This window comes from Herbidospora galbida (assembly GCF_005233835.1).
GTDB lineage: Bacteria > Actinomycetota > Actinomycetes > Streptosporangiales > Streptosporangiaceae > Herbidospora > Herbidospora galbida.
The window spans coordinates 139,922-158,789 of record NZ_SZQA01000018.1 but is presented as its reverse complement, the minus strand read 5'-3'; the positions used below and the strand labels follow the sequence as shown (position 1 = coordinate 158,789).

General features: G+C 70.6%; 17 protein-coding genes. 11 read left to right on the top strand and 6 right to left on the bottom strand.

What is annotated here, in order from left to right:
• From sepH to FDA94_RS19830, 3 genes are all read right to left on the bottom strand, one after another.
• Positions 1-957 (bottom strand): septation protein SepH (sepH, locus tag FDA94_RS19840; RefSeq protein WP_137248559.1); only part of this gene is annotated, 957 nt, incomplete at its 3' end.
• A 319-nt stretch (positions 958-1,276) separates the two neighbouring features.
• Positions 1,277-2,554 carry a D-arabinono-1,4-lactone oxidase gene (locus tag FDA94_RS19835; RefSeq protein WP_137248558.1) on the bottom strand — a complete coding sequence of 426 codons (1,278 nt, stop codon included), beginning with the start codon at positions 2,552-2,554 and terminating at the stop codon, positions 1,277-1,279.
• The gene (locus FDA94_RS19830; RefSeq protein ID WP_137248557.1) at positions 2,551-3,753 is read right to left on the bottom strand and encodes an MFS transporter; all 1,203 of its coding nucleotides are present in this window, start codon (positions 3,751-3,753) and stop codon (positions 2,551-2,553) included. The genes FDA94_RS19835 and FDA94_RS19830 overlap by 4 nt, the downstream gene beginning before the upstream one ends.
• Before the next feature lie 173 nt (positions 3,754-3,926).
• Here FDA94_RS19830 and FDA94_RS19825 point away from each other — a divergent pair, with 173 nt between their 5' ends.
• Complete coding sequence (locus FDA94_RS19825) at positions 3,927-5,072, top strand: lytic transglycosylase domain-containing protein (protein WP_137248556.1); 1,146 nt, start codon at positions 3,927-3,929, stop codon at positions 5,070-5,072.
• Here FDA94_RS19825 and FDA94_RS19820 read toward each other — a convergent pair.
• Positions 5,063-6,025 carry a ferrochelatase gene (locus FDA94_RS19820; RefSeq protein WP_137248555.1) on the bottom strand — a complete coding sequence of 321 codons (963 nt, stop codon included), beginning with the start codon at positions 6,023-6,025 and terminating at the stop codon, positions 5,063-5,065. The genes FDA94_RS19825 and FDA94_RS19820 overlap by 10 nt on opposite strands.
• 30 nt (positions 6,026-6,055) lie before the next feature.
• Here FDA94_RS19820 and FDA94_RS19815 point away from each other — a divergent pair, with 30 nt between their 5' ends.
• Positions 6,056-7,981 carry a S9 family peptidase gene (locus FDA94_RS19815; RefSeq protein WP_137248554.1) on the top strand — a complete coding sequence of 642 codons (1,926 nt, stop codon included), beginning with the start codon at positions 6,056-6,058 and terminating at the stop codon, positions 7,979-7,981.
• Between the two features lie 70 nt (positions 7,982-8,051).
• Positions 8,052-8,861 (top strand): inositol monophosphatase family protein, encoded by an 810-nt coding sequence (locus tag FDA94_RS19810; protein WP_137248553.1) that lies wholly within the window; start codon positions 8,052-8,054, stop codon positions 8,859-8,861.
• A 128-nt stretch (positions 8,862-8,989) separates the two neighbouring features.
• Here the strand turns inward: FDA94_RS19810 and FDA94_RS39315 are convergent, their stop codons facing one another.
• The gene (locus FDA94_RS39315; RefSeq protein WP_169806295.1) at positions 8,990-9,154 is read right to left on the bottom strand and encodes a hypothetical protein; all 165 of its coding nucleotides are present in this window, start codon (positions 9,152-9,154) and stop codon (positions 8,990-8,992) included.
• 191 nt (positions 9,155-9,345) lie between these two features.
• Between FDA94_RS39315 and FDA94_RS19805 the strand changes: the two genes are divergently transcribed.
• The 5 genes from FDA94_RS19805 (at position 9,346) to FDA94_RS19785 (ending at position 14,219) form a co-directional block, all read left to right on the top strand.
• A complete protein-coding gene (locus FDA94_RS19805; protein ID WP_062334155.1) occupies positions 9,346-9,999 on the top strand; it encodes a response regulator transcription factor in 654 nt (217 codons plus the stop codon).
• A 59-nt stretch (positions 10,000-10,058) separates the two neighbouring features.
• On the top strand, positions 10,059-11,333 hold the full coding sequence (locus FDA94_RS19800) for a sensor histidine kinase (protein WP_137248552.1): 1,275 nt from the start codon (positions 10,059-10,061) through the stop codon (positions 11,331-11,333).
• Positions 11,334-11,566: 233 nt separating this feature from the next.
• Positions 11,567-11,866, top strand: a complete 300-nt coding sequence (locus FDA94_RS19795; RefSeq protein WP_030454398.1) for a DUF4193 domain-containing protein — start codon at positions 11,567-11,569, stop codon at positions 11,864-11,866.
• A 19-nt stretch (positions 11,867-11,885) separates the two neighbouring features.
• The gene (locus FDA94_RS19790) at positions 11,886-12,683 is read left to right on the top strand and encodes a hypothetical protein (RefSeq protein ID WP_246060046.1); all 798 of its coding nucleotides are present in this window, start codon (positions 11,886-11,888) and stop codon (positions 12,681-12,683) included.
• A 162-nt stretch (positions 12,684-12,845) separates the two neighbouring features.
• Positions 12,846-14,219 carry an alpha,alpha-trehalose-phosphate synthase (UDP-forming) gene (locus FDA94_RS19785; RefSeq protein WP_137248551.1) on the top strand — a complete coding sequence of 458 codons (1,374 nt, stop codon included), beginning with the start codon at positions 12,846-12,848 and terminating at the stop codon, positions 14,217-14,219.
• 94 nt (positions 14,220-14,313) lie between these two features.
• Here the strand turns inward: FDA94_RS19785 and FDA94_RS19780 are convergent, their stop codons facing one another.
• Entirely contained in the window at positions 14,314-14,613 is a 300-nt protein-coding gene (locus FDA94_RS19780; protein WP_137248550.1) for a DUF4235 domain-containing protein, read from the bottom strand.
• Between the two features lie 68 nt (positions 14,614-14,681).
• On the opposite strand from FDA94_RS19780, the gene valS reads away from it, so the two are divergent.
• Genes valS through dut form a run of 3 tightly spaced genes read left to right on the top strand, consistent with a single transcriptional unit; the run spans position 14,682 to position 18,868 of the window.
• Complete coding sequence (gene valS, locus FDA94_RS19775; protein WP_137248549.1) at positions 14,682-17,204, top strand: valine--tRNA ligase; 2,523 nt, start codon at positions 14,682-14,684, stop codon at positions 17,202-17,204.
• A gap of 42 nt (positions 17,205-17,246) precedes the next feature.
• The gene (locus tag FDA94_RS19770) at positions 17,247-18,419 is read left to right on the top strand and encodes an AI-2E family transporter (RefSeq protein ID WP_246060045.1); all 1,173 of its coding nucleotides are present in this window, start codon (positions 17,247-17,249) and stop codon (positions 18,417-18,419) included.
• Positions 18,420-18,430: 11 nt separating this feature from the next.
• A complete protein-coding gene (gene dut, locus FDA94_RS19765; RefSeq protein WP_030454392.1) occupies positions 18,431-18,868 on the top strand; it encodes a dUTP diphosphatase in 438 nt (145 codons plus the stop codon).

The window sequence follows — 18,868 nt, the reverse complement described above, 5'->3', positions numbered from 1 at the left end:
CACCTGGCGAGCCGGGGGTGCGCTGACCTGCGGCTCGGCCGCCGCGTGGTGGGGCTGCGCCGGCGCGTGGCGCGGCTCCTGGGGCTCGGGGGTCGCGTAGTTCGCGGGCGCGCTGACCTGCGGCTCGGCGTAGCGCGGCTCCTGGTAGGGCGGCGCGGGCGCGGTGACGCGGGGCGGCTCGGGCTCTTGGAAGGCGGCGGGGGCGGCTTCGGGGGTGAAACGCGGGGAGAAGTGGTCGGGCAGGTTGCCGGTCGGGGCGACCCTTAACGGCGGCGGCTCGGCCATGTCGTAGTCGTAGTCGCGCGGCGGCACCGGGGCGAGCTTGCCCGCTATCCGGGGCACGAACGGCCGGACCGTCGCCTCTTCGGCCTGCGGCTCGACGTAGTCGTCGGACGACAGGCGCATCGCCTCGTCGTCGTAGGGGGAGACGTGGCGGCGGCGCGGGTCGAAGAGCCACTCGGCGTGGCGGGTGTGGCCGTTCCAGACGTACCCGAGCTTGATGCGCCACAGGTTGTCGTCGCGCTTGCAGGAGTCCCAGTCGATCTCGTCGGCGGGCACGCCGCGCCGGGTGAGGCGCTCGGCGACGAGTTCGCCGAGCGTGGGTCGGGCGGCCGCCTCGCCGGGCAGGCGGACGGCGCAGCGCTGGGCCTGCTGGGCCATGTACTCGCGTTCCTGGAGCACCGGCCCCTCGAACCAGCGGACCCGCTCGACCGGGATGCCGGCCGTGGCGGCGATCTCCTCGGCGGTCTCCCCGGCTCGGATTCGGGCCTGAATCTCCTTGGGACGCAACGGGCTCTCCACTTCGATCTCATATTGACCGAGACGGGAGAAGTTGCCGCGGACGGCAGCACGGAGCCGGTCGTCGACGGGCAGCGTGAAGCGGGTACCTCTCCCGGCCGTGGCCAGGACGAGATAGGTGCCGTCCTCACTCACCGCGACGAGACGGAGCTCCTGCATGCGAGTCCCTTCGTCGTGCGAAATCTTCCCCCGGACCCTTGAGTCTCTCGCGTGAGCCGGTTGCCTTCCAAGCACCGTACCCGGCATGTCCGAACATCACCTTCTCCAGGGGCTGCGGAGGCGACATGAAGCCGGTCACATATTTGTTCTAGGCAGGTTCGTGGCGCGAGTCACGACCGGCCTTCGGCCGTGCGTGTCTCGCTTTGTCGCGTTCACCCTGCTATAGACAGGCTGGTTGAGCAAGCGATTCAGGGTCCTCGTGGGATTCTCGCGTGAGACGTACCGGATGGAGGTGAACTTGGGTCAACTGAACGGAGAACTAGGCGCCCAGGACACGGTCCAGGTAGGCGTTGGCGAAGAGCCGGTCCGGGTCGAGCCGGTCACGTAGCGCGACGAAGTCAGCGAAACGAGGATATACCTGGGAAAGATAGGCGGCGTCCGTGTTGTGCAGCTTGCCCCAGTGGGGCCGCCCACCCAGGCCGGTCATGATCTCCTCGACGGCGGCGAAGTAGCCGGGGTTGGGCGTCCGCCGGTAGACGTGGCAGGCGATGTACGCCGAGTCGCGGTCGTAGGCGGTCGAGAGCCAGGCCGTCGAGGGCGGGGTGACCCGCACCTCCACCGGGAACGAGATCCGCCACGGCGACCGCTCCATCAGGGCGCGGACCTCACGGAGGGCGTCCGCCAGATGGCGGCGCGGGATCGCCCACTCGGTCTCCAGGAACCGCACCTCGCGCACGCTGGTGAACACCTTGTACGCCGTGTCGGAACTCTCCGACGTGCCGAGCACCACCCCCGAGAGCCGGTTGACCGGCGGGATGATCGCGGGGAACCGCGCCCCCACCCGGTTGGTCACCCCGAAGAGGGTGTTCTCCACGAAGACGTCGTCGATCCAGGTGCGGATCCGGCCCGGCGCGTGCTGCCCGCCGGTGGCCCTGTTGTTCCGCTTCACCAGGCACAGGTCGGTGTGCGGGAGCCAGAAGAAGTCGAGGTGCTCGTTCTCCAGCGTGAGCGCGTCGAGGGCGTCGAGGATCTCGTCGAACCGCATCGGCGAGCGCTGGTTGCGCAGCAGGAACGCGGGCTCGACCCGGAAGGTCACCGCCGTCACGATCCCCAGCGCCCCCAGCCCGACCCGGGCCGCGTCGAACAGGTCGCCCTCCGAGACCGTCGCCGTGGAGCCGTCGGCCAGGACGAGGTCGAGCGCGGTGACCTGGTCGGCCAGCCCGCCGACCGCCCGGCCGCTGCCATGGGTGCCGGTCTGGACGGCGCCCGCCACCGTCTGGAGGGTGATGTCGCCCATGTTGGCCAGCGCCAGCCCGCGCCGGTCGAGTTCGACGTTCAGCCGGTGGATCGGCGTGCCGGCGGCGACGGTGACGGTGTCGTCGCCGAACGACAGGACCCCGCTGAGGCCCTCGGGCCGGAGCATGATCCCGTCGGTGAGGGCCACGCCCGTGAAGGAGTGGCCCGTGCCGATCATGCGGACCGTCCGGCCCTCGCGCTTGGCGTCGGTCACCGCCTGGGCGACCTCGGCGGGTGAACGGGGCGTGCGCGTCTCAGCCGGAGTGATCGACTGATTGCCCGCCCAGTTCGTGAACGTCATGAATGTGAACGATACTCAGAAACGACCGGGGTGCGTAGCCACCCGGATCCCAGCAGTCCCACGAGGGCCGCCAGCAGGGCGCAGCCGAAGGCGAAGCCGTAGGCGTTGGAGGCGCCGAAGGTCTCCGCCAGGTGGCCGCCGGCCCAGGCGCCGATGGCCACGCCGAACCCGATCGAGGTCGACAGCCACGACATGCCCTCGTTGAGCTGCGGGGCCGGGACCAGCCGCTCGATCAGCGAGAAGCCGGTGATCAGGGTGGGCGAGATGGCCAGGCCGGCGAAGAACAGCGCGACCGCCATCGGGGCGAGCTCGCCGATCAGCACGATCGGGGTCAGGCCGACGGCGAAGACGCCCAGGCCGCGCACGAACCGGCTGCGGAGGGTGAGCTTCCAGGCGCGGGAGCCGTACCAGAGACCCGAGACCATCGACCCGGCGCTGAACGAGGCGAGCAGCAGCCCGGCCACGCCCTTGTGCCCGTGCTCCTGGGCGAAGGCCACGGTGACGATGTCGACCGTGCCGAACACGGCGCCCATGCCGAGCAGCACGACCGACAGCAGCGCCACACCGGGGATCGCGATCGGCGACCCCCGGTGCTCCCGGTGCCGCACGGCCGGCGGCTGGCTCGACTTGAGCAGCGAGAACGCCAGGGTGCCCGACACCGCCAGGACGACGGCGACGATGAGGCCGGCGTACACGTTCAGCGACGTGGCCACCAGCGCGGTGAAGGCCGGGCCGGTGACGAAGATGACCTCGTCGGCGACCGACTCGAACGAGAAGGCGGTGTGCAGCTTGGCCGGGTCGGCGAGCAGGTGCGACCAGCGCGCCCGCACCATCGACCCGAGCTGCACCGCCGTCGCGCCCGCCAGGGCGGCGGCGGCGAACAGCGTCCAGACCGGCGCCTCGGCCTGGGCCAGCAGCATCAGCGCCACCAGCGCGCCGGCGTGGCCCAGCACGGCCGGCACCACGATCCGCGCCTGGCCGAAGCGGTCGCTCAGCCGCCCCATGACGGGCGCGCCCACGGCGGTGGCGAGAGCGAAGACGGCCGCGACGGCGCCCGCCGTCGCGATGGATCCGGTGACCGCCGAGACGAGCAGCGTGATCCCGATGCCCAGCATGGACATGGGGATACGCCCGACGAAACCGGAGATGACGAAGCCCTTCGCACCTGGCGTGCGGAACAGACCCCGATACGTACGCATGAGAGCAGTCCTCTACCCGTTCCCAAGCGTCCGGGCGAACCGATGACGGCTGCGGCCATGGGGGATTGGGATGGCACGCGGACGACTACTGCTTACTCCCCTTGAAACTCTTCTGACCATGGCTCACAGCCGATATGGATGGCAAGTGAGTTTCCGGTCGATAAGGTACCAACGTGAACCAGGCTCCCCGTCATCCCCGGTTCACGCCGCTTCGCGCCCTCGTGACCGGGCTCGCCGCGACCATCGTGGTGACGGTTGCCGCCGGCGGTGTGTTCCTCCTCAACGACCCCGGCCGTCCCGTCGCCGGTGAGGCCGTGCCGTCGCCGGCCATCCTGCCCGACCCGATCGCGCCCTCGGCGCCGCCCCGGCAGATCGGCGGGCCCGGCGTCCCCGTCACCCCGCCCCAGCTGCTCGGCATCGCGCCGCGGCCGGTGCCCCAGGAGACGGTGCTGCGCATCGCCAAGGTGAAGCACGTCCAGAAGGTCGCCCTGGTGGGCGGCGGCGGGGTGAAGCTCTCGGGCCACCCGTTGCAGCTGCTCGCGGTCGAGCCGGCCCAGTTCCGGTCGTGGACGCCCGAACCGGTCGCCCAGCACCCGGAGGTGTGGAGCGCCATCGCGCGCGGCGAGGTGGTCGCCGACCCGGCCGTCATGAAGCGGCTCGGCATGGTGCTCGGCAAGGAGTACCAGGTCGACAACGGCCCCCGCCTGCGCATCGCCGCCTCGGCCGACCTCGGCTTCCCGAACATCGACGGCCTGATCTCCAAGGACCTCGGGGCGCGGCTCGGCTTCTCCGACGGCGTCGTCGTCCTCGTCCACGGCGACAACGTCAGCGGGACGCGGGTCCGCAAGCTCATGGGCGACGGCTCCAGCGTGGTGCCCATCGGGGAGGTCAAGCAGGAGCGGGAGCAGCAGCCGGCCGCCCGGACCACCCTCGTCGGCCGACCGGCCAGCTACCTGGAGCTCTACCAGAAGTCGGCCGCCGTCTGCCCGGGGCTGTCGTGGACGGTGCTGGCCGCGATCGGCCAGGTCGAGAGCAGCCACGGGCGCAACAACGGGCCCTCGTCGGCCGGGGCCCTCGGCCCGATGCAGTTCATGCCCGCCACCTGGCGGGCCTACGGCGTCGACGGCGACGGCGACGGGGTGGCCGACATCTGGAACGCCTACGACGCCGTGCCCGGCGCGGCCAACTACCTGTGCGCCACCGGCGCGGCCGGCGGCGGCGAGAGCCTCAGGAAGGCCGTGTGGGCCTACAACCACTCGTGGGACTACGTGAACAAGGTGCTCGGGCTGGCCGGCGCCTACGCCCGCGCCTACCCCTGAGGACGGGGCCGTGCGGGCGCCGGGCAGCAGGTGACCGGGCAGGCCGTCGGCTCGGGCTCGTTCACCAGGTCGCGGATCATCTCGACGAACCTCGGGTGGGTGCCGGCCGTGCCCGCGCGGGCCATCCGCAGGCCCAGCTCGTCGGCCAGGTTCCGGGCCTCCACGTCGAGGTCGTAGAGCACCTCCATGTGGTCGGAGACGAACCCGATCGGCACCAGCACGACCGACTCGACCCCCTTGGCGTGGAGGGTCTCCAGGTGGTCGCAGACGTCGGGCTCCAGCCAGGGGATGTGCGGCGGCCCGCTGCGGCTCTGCCAGACCAGGTCGAAGTCGCCGGCCCCGACCTCGGCCGCCACGAGCGCGGAGGCCTCGCGCAGCTGGCGCTCGTAGCCGTTGCCCTGCGGCCCGGCCGAGACGGCCATCGACACCGGGATCGAGTGGGCCGTGAACACCAGCCGCGCCTCGCCGCCGACCTCGTCGAGGGCCGCGCGGGTGCGGTCGGCCATGGCCGCCACGAACCCCGGATGGTCGTAGAAGTGGCGCATCTTGATCAGCTCGGGCCCGCCGGGCACCGCGGCGGCCGCCCGCGCGATGTCCTCGCGGTACTGGCGGCAGCTCGAATAGGACGCGGTGGCCGCCGTCGCGAACGCCGCCGCCTTCCGGACGCCGTCGGCCTTCATCTGGGCGACGGTCTCCTCCAGGAAGGGGTGCCAGTTGCGGTTGCCCCAGTAGACCGGCAGGTCGAGGACCTTCCGCAGTTCCTCGACCAGCGCCCGGTTCTGCGCGTTGATCGGGCTGGCCCCGCCCATCGACTGGTAGTGGGCCTCCACCTCCAGGAGCCGCTCGCGCGGCACCCCCCGTCCGCGCACCACGTTCTCCAAGAACGGCAGCACGTCTTCGGGCCTCTCGGGCCCGCCGAACGACAGCACGACGACCGCGTCGTAGTTCCCCATGTGCCCAGCTTAGGGGGGTAGGTTCGACGGATGAGCTCGATCTTCCAGGATGTGCGCGACTACGTCGCCGTCCCGCGGACGGCGTCGCTGCGACTCGCCCCCGACGGCTCCCGGCTCGTGGCCGTCACGCAGTCCCTGAACCCCGACCGCAAGAGCTACGGCACCGCGATCTACGACATCCCCCTCGACCCGTCCGGCGAGCCCACGCGGCTGACCCGGTCGGCCAAGGGAGAGGGGGGCGCGGTCTTCACCCCCGGCGGCGACCTGCTCTTCGTGTCCGCCCGCCCCGACCCCGCCGAGAAGGACGCGGACGACAAGCCCGCCCTGTGGCTCCTGCCCAAGACCGGCGAGGCCCGCCGCCTGGCCACCCGGCCGGGAGGGATCTCCGGCGTGCGGGCCGGCGGCTCCTCGGTCGTGTACGTCTCCGACGTCTTCCCCGGCGACCTCGACTCCGAGCGCGACCGCCGCAAGGAGCGCGAGGAGGCCGGGATCACCGCGATCCTGCACGAGGGCTACCCGGTCCGCTTCTGGGACCACGACATCGGCCCCGGCAGCCCCCGGCTGTTCTCGCTGGAGCACGGCGACCTGACCCCCGACGCGGGCGACGCCCTCCAGCGCACCTCCTTCGACGTCACCCCCGACGGCGCGACCGTCGTGGCGCTGTGGCGCGACGACCTGCCCAACGGCGACCACCGCAGCCGCGTGGTCGCGCTGACGGGCGGCGAGCGCCGGGTCCTGGCGAGCGACGACGACCACGACTTCGAGGGCCCCGTCGTGATCTCGCCCGACGGCCGCCACGTCGCGTGCCATCGCGAGCGCCTCACCTCCGAGACGGTCTCGGCCAGGGGCGAGCTGTGGCTGATCGACCTGGAGACCGGCGACCAGCGCGCCCTGGGCGACTCCGGCTACTCGATCGCCTGGGCCCCCGACTCCTCGTTCCTGTACGCCGCCTGCGACGACCGCGGCCGCCGCCCCGTCTTCGCGGTGTCCCTCGACGGCGAGCGCCGCAGGATCACCCCCGACCACGGCGCCTACAACGAGATCAACGTGGCCCCCGACGGCACGGTCTACGCCCTGCGCGGCGCCGTCGACCACCCGCCGGTCCCGGTGAAGCTCGTCGACGGCGGCTACGTCGTGCTGCCCTCGCCCACGCCGGTCCCCGACCTGCCCGGCACGCTCACCGAGATCACCGCCACCGCCGACGACGGCACCGAGATCCACGCCTGGCTGGTGCTGCCCGCCGCCGACGAGCCCGCCCCGCTGCTGCTGTGGATCCACGGCGGCCCGCTCGGCAGCTGGAACGACTGGTCGTGGCGCTGGAACCCGTGGATCATGGCGGCCCGCGGCTACGCCGTCCTGCTGCCCGACCCCGCCATGTCGACCGGCTACGGCCAGGAGATGATCGACCGGGGCTGGGGCGAATGGGGCCCGGTCACCTTCGGTGACCTGATGGCGATCACCGACGCCGCGTGCAAGCTCCCCGAGATCGACGAGACCCGCACCGCCGCCATGGGCGGCTCGTTCGGCGGCTACATGGCCAACTGGGTGGCCGGCCACACCTCCCGCTTCAAGGCGATCGTCACCCACGCCTCCCTGTGGAACCTCGACCAGTTCGCCGGTACGACCGACGTCTCCTCCTACTGGCAGCGCGAGTTCGGCCTGCCCGGCTCGCCCCGCTACGAGCGCCTGTCGCCGCACCGATGGCTCGACCAGATCACCACGCCGATGCTGGTCATCCACGGAGACAAGGACTACCGCGTCCCCATCGGGGAGGCCCTGCGGCTGTGGTGGGACCTCCAGCGCACGGGGGCCGAGGCCAAGTTCCTGTACTTCCCCGACGAGAACCACTGGATCCTCAAGCCGGGCAACACCCTCGCCTGGTACGAGACGATCTTCGCCTTCCTGGCGCAGCACGTGCGGGGAGAGGAGTGGCGGCGGCCCGGCTCGGTGGCCTGACCTCCGCCCATTGGCGAGCGCGAGGCCGGTGCGAAACGTGCCGTTCGACCGGCCTCGATAGCCTGGGCGCATGCCGCTGAACCCGGACAAATTCCTCGATCTCGCCCGGAGCATCGCGATCGAGGCGGGCGATCTGCTGCTCGCCGAGCGAGCCGCGCTGTCTGCCCGCCCCGAAGTGGTGGAGACCAAGTCCAGCCCCACCGACGTCGTGACCGCCCTCGACCGCGCCGCCGAGGATCTGATCCGGGCCCGGATCACCGAGAACCGCCCCGACGACGCGATCCTCGGCGAGGAGGGCGGCGACACCCCCGGCGCGGGCGACGCGCGCTGGATCGTCGACCCCATCGACGGGACCGTCAACTTCCTCTACGGGCTGCCCGCCTGGGCGGTGTCGATCGCCGTCGAGGTCGACGGGGAGATCGTGGCCGGGGTGGTCAACGTGCCGCCGATGGGCGAGGTCTTCACCGCCGTACGCGGCGGCGGGGCCTTCCTCGACGACCGGCCGATCACCTGCTCGACCGGGGTGCCGCTCGACCGGGCGCTGGTCGCGACCGGCTTCGGCTACGCCGCCGGGCGGCGGGCCGTCCAGGCCCAGGTGCTGGCCGAGGTGCTGCCCCGGGTGCGGGACATCCGCCGGGGCGGTTCGTGCGCGGTCGACCTGTGCTCGGTGGCGGCCGGGCGGGTGGACGCCTATTACGAGCGCGGCACCAACTACTGGGACCATGCCGCCGGCGGGCTGATCGCCCAGGAGGCGGGCGCGAAGGTGGGCGGGCTGCGCGGGACGGCGTACAACGTCGAACTGGGCCTGGCCGCCGCGCCCGAGCTCTTCGGGCAGCTCCACGACCTGCTGCTCACGCTGGACCCCGAAAGAGACCTGTAGACGACGGAACCCCGCCGGCCTGGTGGGCCGGGCGGGGTCCTGTCTATCGGGCAGATTCCCAACGCGGACCCCGCCCGGCCTGCAGACCGGGCGGGGTCCGCTGCTGCTCGGAGTTCAGGCTGGGTCAGTCAGCGCTGAAGAGGGATGCCGTGGTCGTCGGCCAGCCTCCGAAGATCCTCGATCTCGGCGGTGAGGGTGTCGGCGAGGAAATCGTCGCCAGACGACTCGGCCTCCTGGAGTCCCTTGTAGGCCTGGTCGAGCCGGGTTTCGATCGTCGTCGTGAACTCGCCCATCTCACCTTCTTTCCTATGGGGTTTCATCGAGCCGACGCGGAAGCGGACGCGAAGGCTCGGGGGTATGACCACCTCTACCCACCCCGCTTAAACGCCTAAACATGGAAATTTCTCCGTATCGGGATGAGGCTTACCGTGCACTTACGGTCACTGCCGCGAGAATGAAGCCACCTGATGAAGGAGGAAGCCCGATGCGGGTGCTTGTGGTGGAGGACGAGCGCGTGCTCGCCGACGCGATCGCGACCGGTCTGCGCCGGGAGGCGATGGCCGTCGACGTCGCCTATGACGGCGCCGCGGCCCTGGAGAAGACGGGCTACATCGACTACGACGTGATCGTGCTCGACCGTGACCTGCCCAAGGTCCACGGCGACGAGGTGGCCCGCCGGCTGGTGGCGCAGCGCACCGCCTCGCGGATCATCATGCTGACCGCCAGCGGCGACGTCGACGACAAGGTCGAGGGCCTGGAGCTGGGGGCCGACGACTACCTGGCCAAGCCGTTCGTGTTCATGGAGCTGGTGGCGCGGGTGCGGGCGCTCGGGCGGCGGTCGGCCTCGGCGCTGCCGCCGGTCCTGGAGCGCGCGGGCATCCGGCTCGATCCCGGCAAGCGCCTGGTCACCCGTGACGGCGGCGAGATCACGCTGACCAAGAAGGAGTTCGCCGTCCTGGAGGAGCTGCTGCGGGCCGAGGGGGCCGTGGTCAGCCAGGAGGACCTGCTCGACAAGGCGTGGGACGAGAACATCGACCCGTTCACCAACGTGGTCCGGGTGACGATGATGACGCTGCGGAAGAAGCTGGGCGAGCCCCAGGTGATCGAGACGGTGCCTGGAGTGGGGTACAAGCTGTGACCGACTGGACCGAACGCAAAGAAGAGGTGACCGCGGAGCGCCCCAGGCCAGTCAACCGCATGACCTCGCCCGTGGGCACCGGGCCCTACCGGAGCCAGCAGCCCCCGCCGCCGAGCGGCCCGCCGGCCTGGGACGGCCCGCCGCCGGGCGACCCGAACCGGGCCAGGCCGAACATCGCCGACCAGGTCAAGGCGCTCTCCAGCCGCCTCAGCATCCGCTGGCGCCTCACCATCACCTACGGCGCGATGTTCTTCGCGGCCGGGGCGCTGCTGATGTTCGTCATGTACTCGCTGGTCGGCTGGGCCATCAAGGACGCCTGGCCGCCGCTCGGCGACGTCGAACCGTACATCCAGGATTTCTGGAACAGCAAGCGGCTGGAGTCGATCGAGGTCGCGCAGACCTACGTGCTCCAGCGGTCGCTGATGGCCCTGCTCGGGGTGGGCATCCTCGCGCTCATCCTCGGCTACGTCGTGGCCGACCGGGCCCTGCGGCCCGTCATGCAGATGACCGCCACCGCCCGCCGCCTGTCGGACACTTCGCTGGCCCACGAGCGCATCGACCTCCAGGGCCCCGACGACGAGCTGAAGGAGCTGGCCGACACCTTCGACGCCATGCTCACCCGGCTCAACAGCGCCTTCGACGCCCAGCGGCGGTTCGTCGGCAACGCCTCCCACGAGCTCCGCACGCCGCTGGCGATCAACCGGACCGTCCTGGAGGTCGCCCTGTCCGACCCGGAGGCCTCCGAGGACCTGAAGGTGCTCGGCCGGACCCTCCTCGGTACCAACGCCCGGCACGAACGCCTCATCGAGGGCCTGCTGCTGCTGGCCCGCAGCGAGCGCGACCTGTCGGTGCGCAAGTCGGTCGACGTCCAGGACGTCGTGAAGACCGCCGTCGACCAGCTCGCGCCCTTCGCCGCCGAAGAGGGCGTCGACGTCGAGTACGACCTCCACCCCGCCCAGGCCACCGGCGACCCGGTGCTGCTCGAACGGTGCGTCAGCAACCTGGTCGAGAACGCGATCAAGTACAACAACGGGTCCGGCGGAAAAGTCTGGGTGCGATCGGGAATCGTCGACGGGGCATCCGTTGTTCAGGTCGCCAACACCGGCATTCTGGTCCCTGCCTACGAGGTCGACGCGCTCTTCGAGCCGTTCCGGCGGCTGCACGCCGACCGGATCGAGTCGGCCAAGGGGGCGGGACTGGGACTGTCCATCGTGCGCGCCATCGTGCGCGCCCACGGGGGGACGGTCACGGCGGTCCCGCGTGACGGCGGCGGCCTCGTGGTGACGGTGCGACTGCCGGGCTCGGCCCCCGCGACGACTCCCTCGGCGCGGTGATCGTGCCCTGCTGCACATCCACTCGCGCAATGTGGTTGGATGTGCCGTCGAACGCGGTGGGTCATCCCGCCAATGCTGTGGTTTCGCCATATTTGGCTAACCGGAGCCGAGGTGGGGAACACCCTCGCGAGGCGGGAGGTTCAGCGTCCATTCATCCGGGGTACCGAATGCCCGGTATGGGCGCCACCCTCCCGAAGCGTCAGAGATACAGATGAGGGGGATGGAGTACGCAAATGGCTACCGACTACGACAGCCCGCGCAAGACTGACGACGACCTGAGCGAAGACAGCCTTCAGGAACTCCAGGCGCGGCGCAGCGACAAGTCGTCGGGCAGCATCGACATCGACGAGACCGATCTGGCCGAGTCGCTTGAGCTGCCGGGGGCTGACCTGTCGAACGAGGAGCTCTCGCTCCGAGTGATCCCTCGGCAGGCCGACGAGTTCACCTGTTCACGGTGCTTCCTGGTGCATCACCGCAGCCAGCTCGCCTCCGAGAAGAACGGACAGCAGGTCTGCCGCGAGTGCGCAGCCTGATTCCGGGAAGGGTCCGTTGATGTCTTCAGAAGCGGATCAGACCAGAGATCAGAGTAGGGATCGTGACGGCGACGACGAAGTCGCCGAGATCATCGGCAAGCTTGTCAGCCAGGATGTACCGGGGGAAACTGACGGCGCCGAGCGGCGCAGGCTGCTCGGCCGCCTCAGCGGGGCACTGGCCACGTCCGCCAGGAAGGCGAGTGCCAGCGGGGTCGGCCGCGGCCGCTGGCTGGCCGACCTTTTCATGAACGTCGCCACGCGGCTGCCGATCCGCGACCTGGCGACCCTGCAGGAACACCACTACGGTCTGACCGGCGAACAGCTGGCAGACGACCTCGTCCGCACCGCGACGAAGGCCACCATGGCCGTCGGCGCCGTGGGCGGCGCACTGGCCGCGGCGGAGTTCGCCGCGCCCCCTCTCCTCCTCTCCGCTCCGGCGCAGCTCGTCGCCGAGACCGTCGTCGTGGCCGCCATCGAGGTCAAACTGCTGGCGGAACTCCACGAGGTCTACGGCGTGCAGGTGCCCGGCACGGGGCCCAACCGGGCGGCGCTGTTCGCCATCGCCTGGTCCAAGCAGCGGGGGGTCGACCCCCTGAAACCCGCGTCGGTCACGCTCGCCCTCGGGGCGGCGGCCAAGACCTCGCTGCGCAACCGGCTCATGCGGACCCTCGGCCGCCACCTGACCACCCTCGGCCCCTTCCTCACCGGCGCCGTGGCCGGCGGGGCGCTCAACCGGCTCGCCACCAAGCGTCTGGCCGTGGCGGTGCGCACCGATCTGCGCCGTCAGCGCGGTCTTCCCCCCGCTCCGCAGCGCTGATACCAAACCGTTACCCCTTGGTCTAAACCATTGGGTAACAGGTCACGACCTGCGGGAGATCATTCTCACACTTGACGTAATGAATTGTGCACGTCGATGGGGGTATGGGCGGTTCCGGGGACCTTACGTATGGTTGTTCGTAAGGCGATAACTGGAGGGCTCATGCGTGGCACCAGCTCGTTCCTGATCGTCGCGAACCGGTTGCCGGTCGACCGTGTGGGCGAGAAACAATGGCGTCGCAGTCCTGGCGGCCTCGTGACCGCGATCGCTCCGGTGATGCAGCGGAGAGACGGGGCCTGGCTCGGGTGGCACGGCGCGGCCGGCGAAGAGCTCAAGCCGTTCGACCACGACGGGATGCACCTCATCCCCGTTCCGCTGTCGCAGCTCGAGGTCGAGTTCTACTACGAGGGATTCTCCAACGCCACGCTGTGGCCCCTCTATCACGACGTCGTGGCGACCCCCGTGTACTCGCGGGTGCTGTGGGACGCGTACAAGGCGGTGAACGACCGGTTCGCGCGGGCGGCGGCCGACGCGGCGGCCCCGGGCGCGGTCGTGTGGATCCAGGACTACCAGCTCCAGCTGGTGCCGGCGATGCTCCGCAAGCTGCGGCCCGACCTGAAGATCGGCTTCTTCCTGCACATCCCCTTCCCGCCCGCCGAACTGTTCTGGCAGCTTCCCTGGCGCAAGGAGATCCTCGAAGGCCTGCTGGGCGCCGACCTCGTCGGGTTCCAGCGCCCCGGCGGCGCCTCCAACTTCGTCCGGCTCGCCCGGCGGGTGCTCAACCTGCCGGCCAGCCGCAACGAGATCCAGGTCGACGACCGGATCGTGCGCGCCGAGGCCTACCCGATCTCGGTCGACTTCGGCTCCCTCGACCAGCTGGTCCGCGAGCCCCACATCATGACCCGGGCCAAGGAGATCAGGGCCGAGCTCGGCAACCCCGACCACGTGCTGCTGGGCGTCGACCGGCTCGACTACACCAAGGGCATCGGCCAGCGCCTCAAGGCCTACGGCGAGCTGCTCGCCGAGGGCCGGATCGAGCCCGGCGAGGCGGTGTTCGTGCAGATCGCCACGCCCACCCGGGAGCGGGTCGAGGAGTACATCCGGCTGCGCAACGACATCGAGCTCCAGGTCGGCCGCCTCAACGGCGAATACGGCCTGTTCGGCTGGTCGCCGATCAACTACATGCACCAGTCGTACAACAGGGAGGAGCTCGCGGCCCTGTACTGCGCGGCCGACGTCATGGTCGTGACGCCGCTGCGCGACGGCATGAACCTGGTGGCCAAGGAGTACGTCGCCTGCCGCCACGACCTGCGCGGGGCCCTCGTGCTGAGCGAGTTCGCCGGGGCCGCCGACGAGCTCAAGCACGCCTACATGGTCAACCCCTACGACATCGACGGCATGAAGCGGGCCATGATGACGGCCATGCACGAACCGCCCCACGAGCTGGGCCGCCGGATGCGCTCCCTGCGCCGCCGCGTCGCCACCCACGACGTCGACCGCTGGGCCAGCGACTTCCTCAAGGACCTCGAAGCCTGACCGCGAGCCCTGGCCGTCGGCCAGGGCTCGCCTGTCTATCGGGCAGGTTCCGCGGCGCGCACCCAGGCCGGCCTTCGGCCGGCCAGAGTGCGCTTCAGTCCTTGATCTCCTCCGCGACGTCCTGGGCCATGTCCTTCCAGTTCTTCCAGCGCTTCGCCGCGGCCCTGGTGGCGACGATGCGGGTGACCTCCATGCCCAGGCCCATCACGACCGCGTAGGCGATGGCCTCGCCGAGGCTCACGTCGGGGGAGTCGACGCTGGCCGGGGGCTTCCTGCCGGTGGCCTTCTCCCAGGCGAAGGACAGCGCCTTCTTGGCGATGAAACCGACGGCCAGCCCCACCAGGCCGCCGACGATGCGCCACTGCATGTCCGGTTTCTCTTCCTTACCCGCCATGATCCCTCCTCGGTAACGACCTTATTCTGCTGCGTCCTCCAGGCCCGTACGCCATAACATCTGGTGGCATGACGACTCAGCGACCACTGCCCCCCGACAGGCCCTCTCTCGACGGCTTGGAGCAGGCATGGGTAGCCCGCTGGGCAGCCGACGACCTCTATCGGTTCGACCGGTCGCGTCCGCGTGAGCAGATCTTCTCGATCGACACGCCGCCTCCCACCGTTTCCGGGTCACTCCACGTCGGCCACGTCTTCTCCTATACCCACACCGACACGATCGCGCGGTTCCAGCGGATGCGCGGCAAGGCCGTCTTCTACCCCATGGGGTGGGACGACAACGGCCTGCCGACCGAACGCCGGGTCCAGATCGTCTTCGGCGTCCGGTGCGACCCCTCGGTCCCCTACGACCCCGGCTTCCAGCCGCCCGACAAGCCCGGCAAGCAGCAGGTGCCGATCTCCCGGCGCAACTTCATCGAGCTGTGCGAGCGGCTGACGGTCGACGACGAGAAGGCGTTCGAGGAGCTGTGGCGGCGTCTCGGGCTGTCGGTCGACTGGTCGATGACCTACCAGACGATCGACGCGAACGCGCGGGCGGCGTCCCAGCGGGCGTTCCTGCGGAACCTGGAGCGCGGGCAGGCCTACCTGGCCGAGGCCCCGACGCTCTGGGACGTCACCTTCCGCACAGCCGTCGCCCAGGCCGAGCTCGAAGACCGCGAGTGGCCGGGCGCCTTCCACCGCATCGCCTTCCACCTGTCGCCCGAGCAGCAGGCGCAGGGGTTCGCCAGCCGGGTCTGGATCGAGACGACCCGGCCCGAGCTGATCCCGGCCTGCGTGGCGCTGGTCGCCCATCCCGACGACGAGCGCTACCGGCCGCTGTTCGGGTCGACCGTGCGCACCCCCGTCTTCGGGGCCGAGGTGCCGGTCCTGGCCCACCACCTGGCCGAACCCGACAAGGGCTCGGGCATCGCGATGATCTGCACCTTCGGCGACGTCACCGACGTCGTCTGGTGGCGGGAGCTCGAACTGCCCACCCGCGCCGTCGTCGGCTGGGACGGCCGGATGCTGCCGGACGCCCCGGAGGGCGTGAACGCGGAGCCGTACAAGGAACTGGCCGGGAAGACCATGCACAGCGCCCGCGAGCGCATGGTCGAGATGCTCGCCGCGAGCGGCGAGCTCGAAGGGCAGCCGCGGCCGGTGAAGCGGCCGGTCAAGTTCTACGAGAAGGGCGACAAGCCCCTTGAGATCGTGACCACCCGCCAGTGGTACATCCGCAACGGCGGGCGCGACGCCAAGCTGCGCTGGGAGATGCTCGACCGGGGCCGCGAGCTGATCTGGCACCCCGCCCACATGCGGGTCCGCTACGACAACTGGGTCGAAGGGCTGGCCGGCGACTGGCTGATCTCCCGGCAGCGGTTCTTCGGCGTGCCGATCCCGGTCTGGTACCAGCTCGACTCCGAGGGCGAGATCGTCTACGAGGCGCCGATCGTGCCGCCCGAGAGCATGCTGCCGATCGACCCGTCGAGCGACGTGCCGCCCGGCTTCACCGAAGACCTGCGCGGCAAGCCCTTCGGCTTCGCCGGCGACCCCGACGTCATGGACACCTGGGCGACCTCGTCGCTGACGCCGCAGATCGCGGGCGGCTGGGAGCGCGACGCCGACCTGTTCCGGCGGGTCTTCCCGATGGACCTGCGGCCCCAGGCCCACGAGATCATCCGCACCTGGCTGTTCTCCACGCTGGTCCGGGCCCACCAGGAAGAAGGCGTGCTGCCGTGGAAGCACGCCGCCATCTCGGGCTGGATCCTCGACCCCGACCGCAAGAAGATGTCGAAGTCCAAGGGCAACGTGGTCACGCCCATGGGTCTGCTGGAGGAGTACGGCTCCGACGCCGTCCGCTACTGGGCCGCCAACGGCCGTCCGGGCACCGACACCACCTTCGACACCGGGATGATCAAGATCGGCCGCCGTCTGGCCATCAAGATCCTCAACGCGTCTAAGTTCGTGCTCTCCTTCGAGGCGGGCGAGGGAGAGGTGACCGCGCCGCTCGACCTGTCGATGCTGGCCGCCCTCGACGAGGTGGTCCGCGACGCCACCCGCGCCTTCGAGGCCTTCGACTACACCAAGGCCCTGGAGCGGACCGAGCGGTTCTTCTGGGCGTTCTGCGACGACCACCTCGAACTGGTCAAGGCGCGCGCCTACGACGGCGACGCCTCGGCGGTGGCCGCGCTGCGGGCCGCGCTCGACACGCTGCTGCGGCTGTTCGCGCCGTTCCTGCCGTTCGTGACCGAAGAGGTCTGGTCGTGGTGGCGGGAGGGCTCCGTCCACACCGCCGCCTGGCCGTCTGTCGCCGGTCGCGGCGGCGACCCCGAGGTGCTCGAAGCGGTGGCCGACGTGCTGGCGCGGGTGCGCAAGGCCAAGTCGGCGGCCAAGCTGTCGATGCGGGCCGAGGTGACCCGGCTCGACGTCCGCGGCGAGAAGGCCGAACTGGTCAGGCTCGCCCAAGACGACCTGTGCGCGGCGGGCAACGTCGAGGAGTTCGTGCTGGAGGCGGCCGAAGGGCCGCTCGTGGTCAACACCGTCCTTGAAGAAGCCTAATCCGGTTGCGCGTCCGGCCCGTTCCCGTGCCAGGCTGGACGCGTGATCGCAGAACGTGAGCATGCCCATCCGGGGAAGGGCCGGCGGGGGCCGAGCGTGCCGCCCACACTGAACATCGTCGCGGCCTGGTCGTGGCGGGTCATCGTCATCGGCGTGGTGGTCTACTTCTTCGCCATGATCGTCGCCCGGCTCAGCTTCGTGACCCTCCCGGTCGCGATCGCGTTCCTGCTGACGGCGCTGCTCTACCCGATCACCAGCCGCCTGCGCCGGGCCGGGTTCCGGCCGATCTACGCCACCTGGACGACGATGCTCGTCGCGCTGGCGTTCATCGGCGGGCTGGGCTTCCTGATCGGCAACCGGGCCAACGACGAGTTCCCCGGCCTGGTCGCGCAGATCCAGCAGACCGCGCGCGACGTGCAGGCGTGGCTGCTCACCGGGCCGCTGCACCTGCGCGAGGCGCAGATCGCCGACTTCGTCGAGGAACTGACGCGGCAGATCAACGAGCAGCGCAGTCAGATCACCGACACCGTGCTGACCGGGGCCACCGCCCTGGTCGAGGCACTGGCCGCGATCGTGCTGCTGCTGTTCGTCACGTTCTTCCTGCTCAAGGACGGCGACCGGATCTGGGGCTGGTTCCTGCGGGCCTTCGGCGGCGCGGCCGACCGGGTCGACCGCGCGGGCCGGGCCGCCTGGCGGACCCTGTCGCACTACGTCCTGGGCACCGTCGCGGTCGCGGCCGTCCACGCGCTGGTCATCGGCATCGTGCTGGCCGGGATGCGGGTGCCGCTGTGGGCGCCGCTGGCGGTGCTCATCTTCTTCGCGTCCTTCATCCCGATCGTCGGCATCTTCTTCGCCGGCGGCGTCGCCACCCTCGTCGTCTTCGGCTCCCAGGGCTGGGTGTACGCCCTGATCTTCGTCGGCGTCCTGGTGGTGGAGCAGCAGCTGGAGAACCACGTGCTCCAGCCGCTGATCGTCGGCCGGGCGCTGGAGTTCCACCCGCTGGCCATCATCATCGTGCTGGCCGTCGGCGGCATCCTGGGCGGCATCGCGGGGGCCGTGGTGGCCGTCCCGGTCACGGCCGTGATCTACCGGGCGCTGCCCGAGCTGCGCCGCGACCGGCCGGTCGAACCGCCCAGGCCGGTCGAACCCGACCCGCCCGAACCAGAGCCCTCACCAGGCGCGGGAGACGCGGCTCCGGCGGGTCCCAACCGGTAGGGTTGCGATCCATGAGTGTCGAGGTGCTGATCCACCGGCTCGACCCTGAGCTGCCGCTACCGGCGTACGCCCATCCGGGCGACGCGGGTGCCGATCTCTACGCGGCGGAAGACGTCGAGCTGCTCCCGGGCGAGCGGGCCATGGTCGGCACGGGCGTGGCGATCGCGCTGCCCGACGGCTACGCCGCGTTCGTCCACCCGCGTTCCGGGCTGGCCGCCAAGCACGGTGTGACGCTGGTCAACGCGCCTGGAACGGTCGATGCCGGATATCGAGGCGAGATCAAGGTGACGCTGCTCAACACCGACCTCAAGGAGGCCGTCCGGCTGCGGCGCGGTGACCGCGTCGCCCAGCTGGTCATCCAGCGGGTCGAGAAGGCGGCGTTCTACGAGGTGGAGCGGCTCCCCGGATCGGCGCGCGGCGCCGGCGGCTTCGGCTCCACCGGCAGATAG

Coding starts and splice junctions, on each gene's coding strand:
- FDA94_RS19835 (WP_137248558.1), bottom strand. CDS start 2,554: ATGACGTTCACGAACTGGGCGGGCAATCAGTCGATCACTCCGGCTGAG.
- FDA94_RS19830 (WP_137248557.1), bottom strand. CDS start 3,753: ATGCGTACGTATCGGGGTCTGTTCCGCACGCCAGGTGCGAAGGGCTTC.
- FDA94_RS19820 (WP_137248555.1), bottom strand. CDS start 6,025: ATGGGGAACTACGACGCGGTCGTCGTGCTGTCGTTCGGCGGGCCCGAG.
- FDA94_RS19815 (WP_137248554.1), top strand. CDS start 6,056: ATGAGCTCGATCTTCCAGGATGTGCGCGACTACGTCGCCGTCCCGCGG.
- FDA94_RS19810 (WP_137248553.1), top strand. CDS start 8,052: ATGCCGCTGAACCCGGACAAATTCCTCGATCTCGCCCGGAGCATCGCG.
- FDA94_RS39315 (WP_169806295.1), bottom strand. CDS start 9,154: ATGGGCGAGTTCACGACGACGATCGAAACCCGGCTCGACCAGGCCTAC.
- FDA94_RS19805 (WP_062334155.1), top strand. CDS start 9,346: ATGCGGGTGCTTGTGGTGGAGGACGAGCGCGTGCTCGCCGACGCGATC.
- FDA94_RS19800 (WP_137248552.1), top strand. CDS start 10,059: ATGACCTCGCCCGTGGGCACCGGGCCCTACCGGAGCCAGCAGCCCCCG.
- FDA94_RS19795 (WP_030454398.1), top strand. CDS start 11,567: ATGGCTACCGACTACGACAGCCCGCGCAAGACTGACGACGACCTGAGC.
- FDA94_RS19790 (WP_246060046.1), top strand. CDS start 11,886: ATGTCTTCAGAAGCGGATCAGACCAGAGATCAGAGTAGGGATCGTGAC.
- FDA94_RS19785 (WP_137248551.1), top strand. CDS start 12,846: ATGCGTGGCACCAGCTCGTTCCTGATCGTCGCGAACCGGTTGCCGGTC.
- FDA94_RS19780 (WP_137248550.1), bottom strand. CDS start 14,613: ATGGCGGGTAAGGAAGAGAAACCGGACATGCAGTGGCGCATCGTCGGC.
- valS (WP_137248549.1), top strand. CDS start 14,682: ATGACGACTCAGCGACCACTGCCCCCCGACAGGCCCTCTCTCGACGGC.
- dut (WP_030454392.1), top strand. CDS start 18,431: ATGAGTGTCGAGGTGCTGATCCACCGGCTCGACCCTGAGCTGCCGCTA.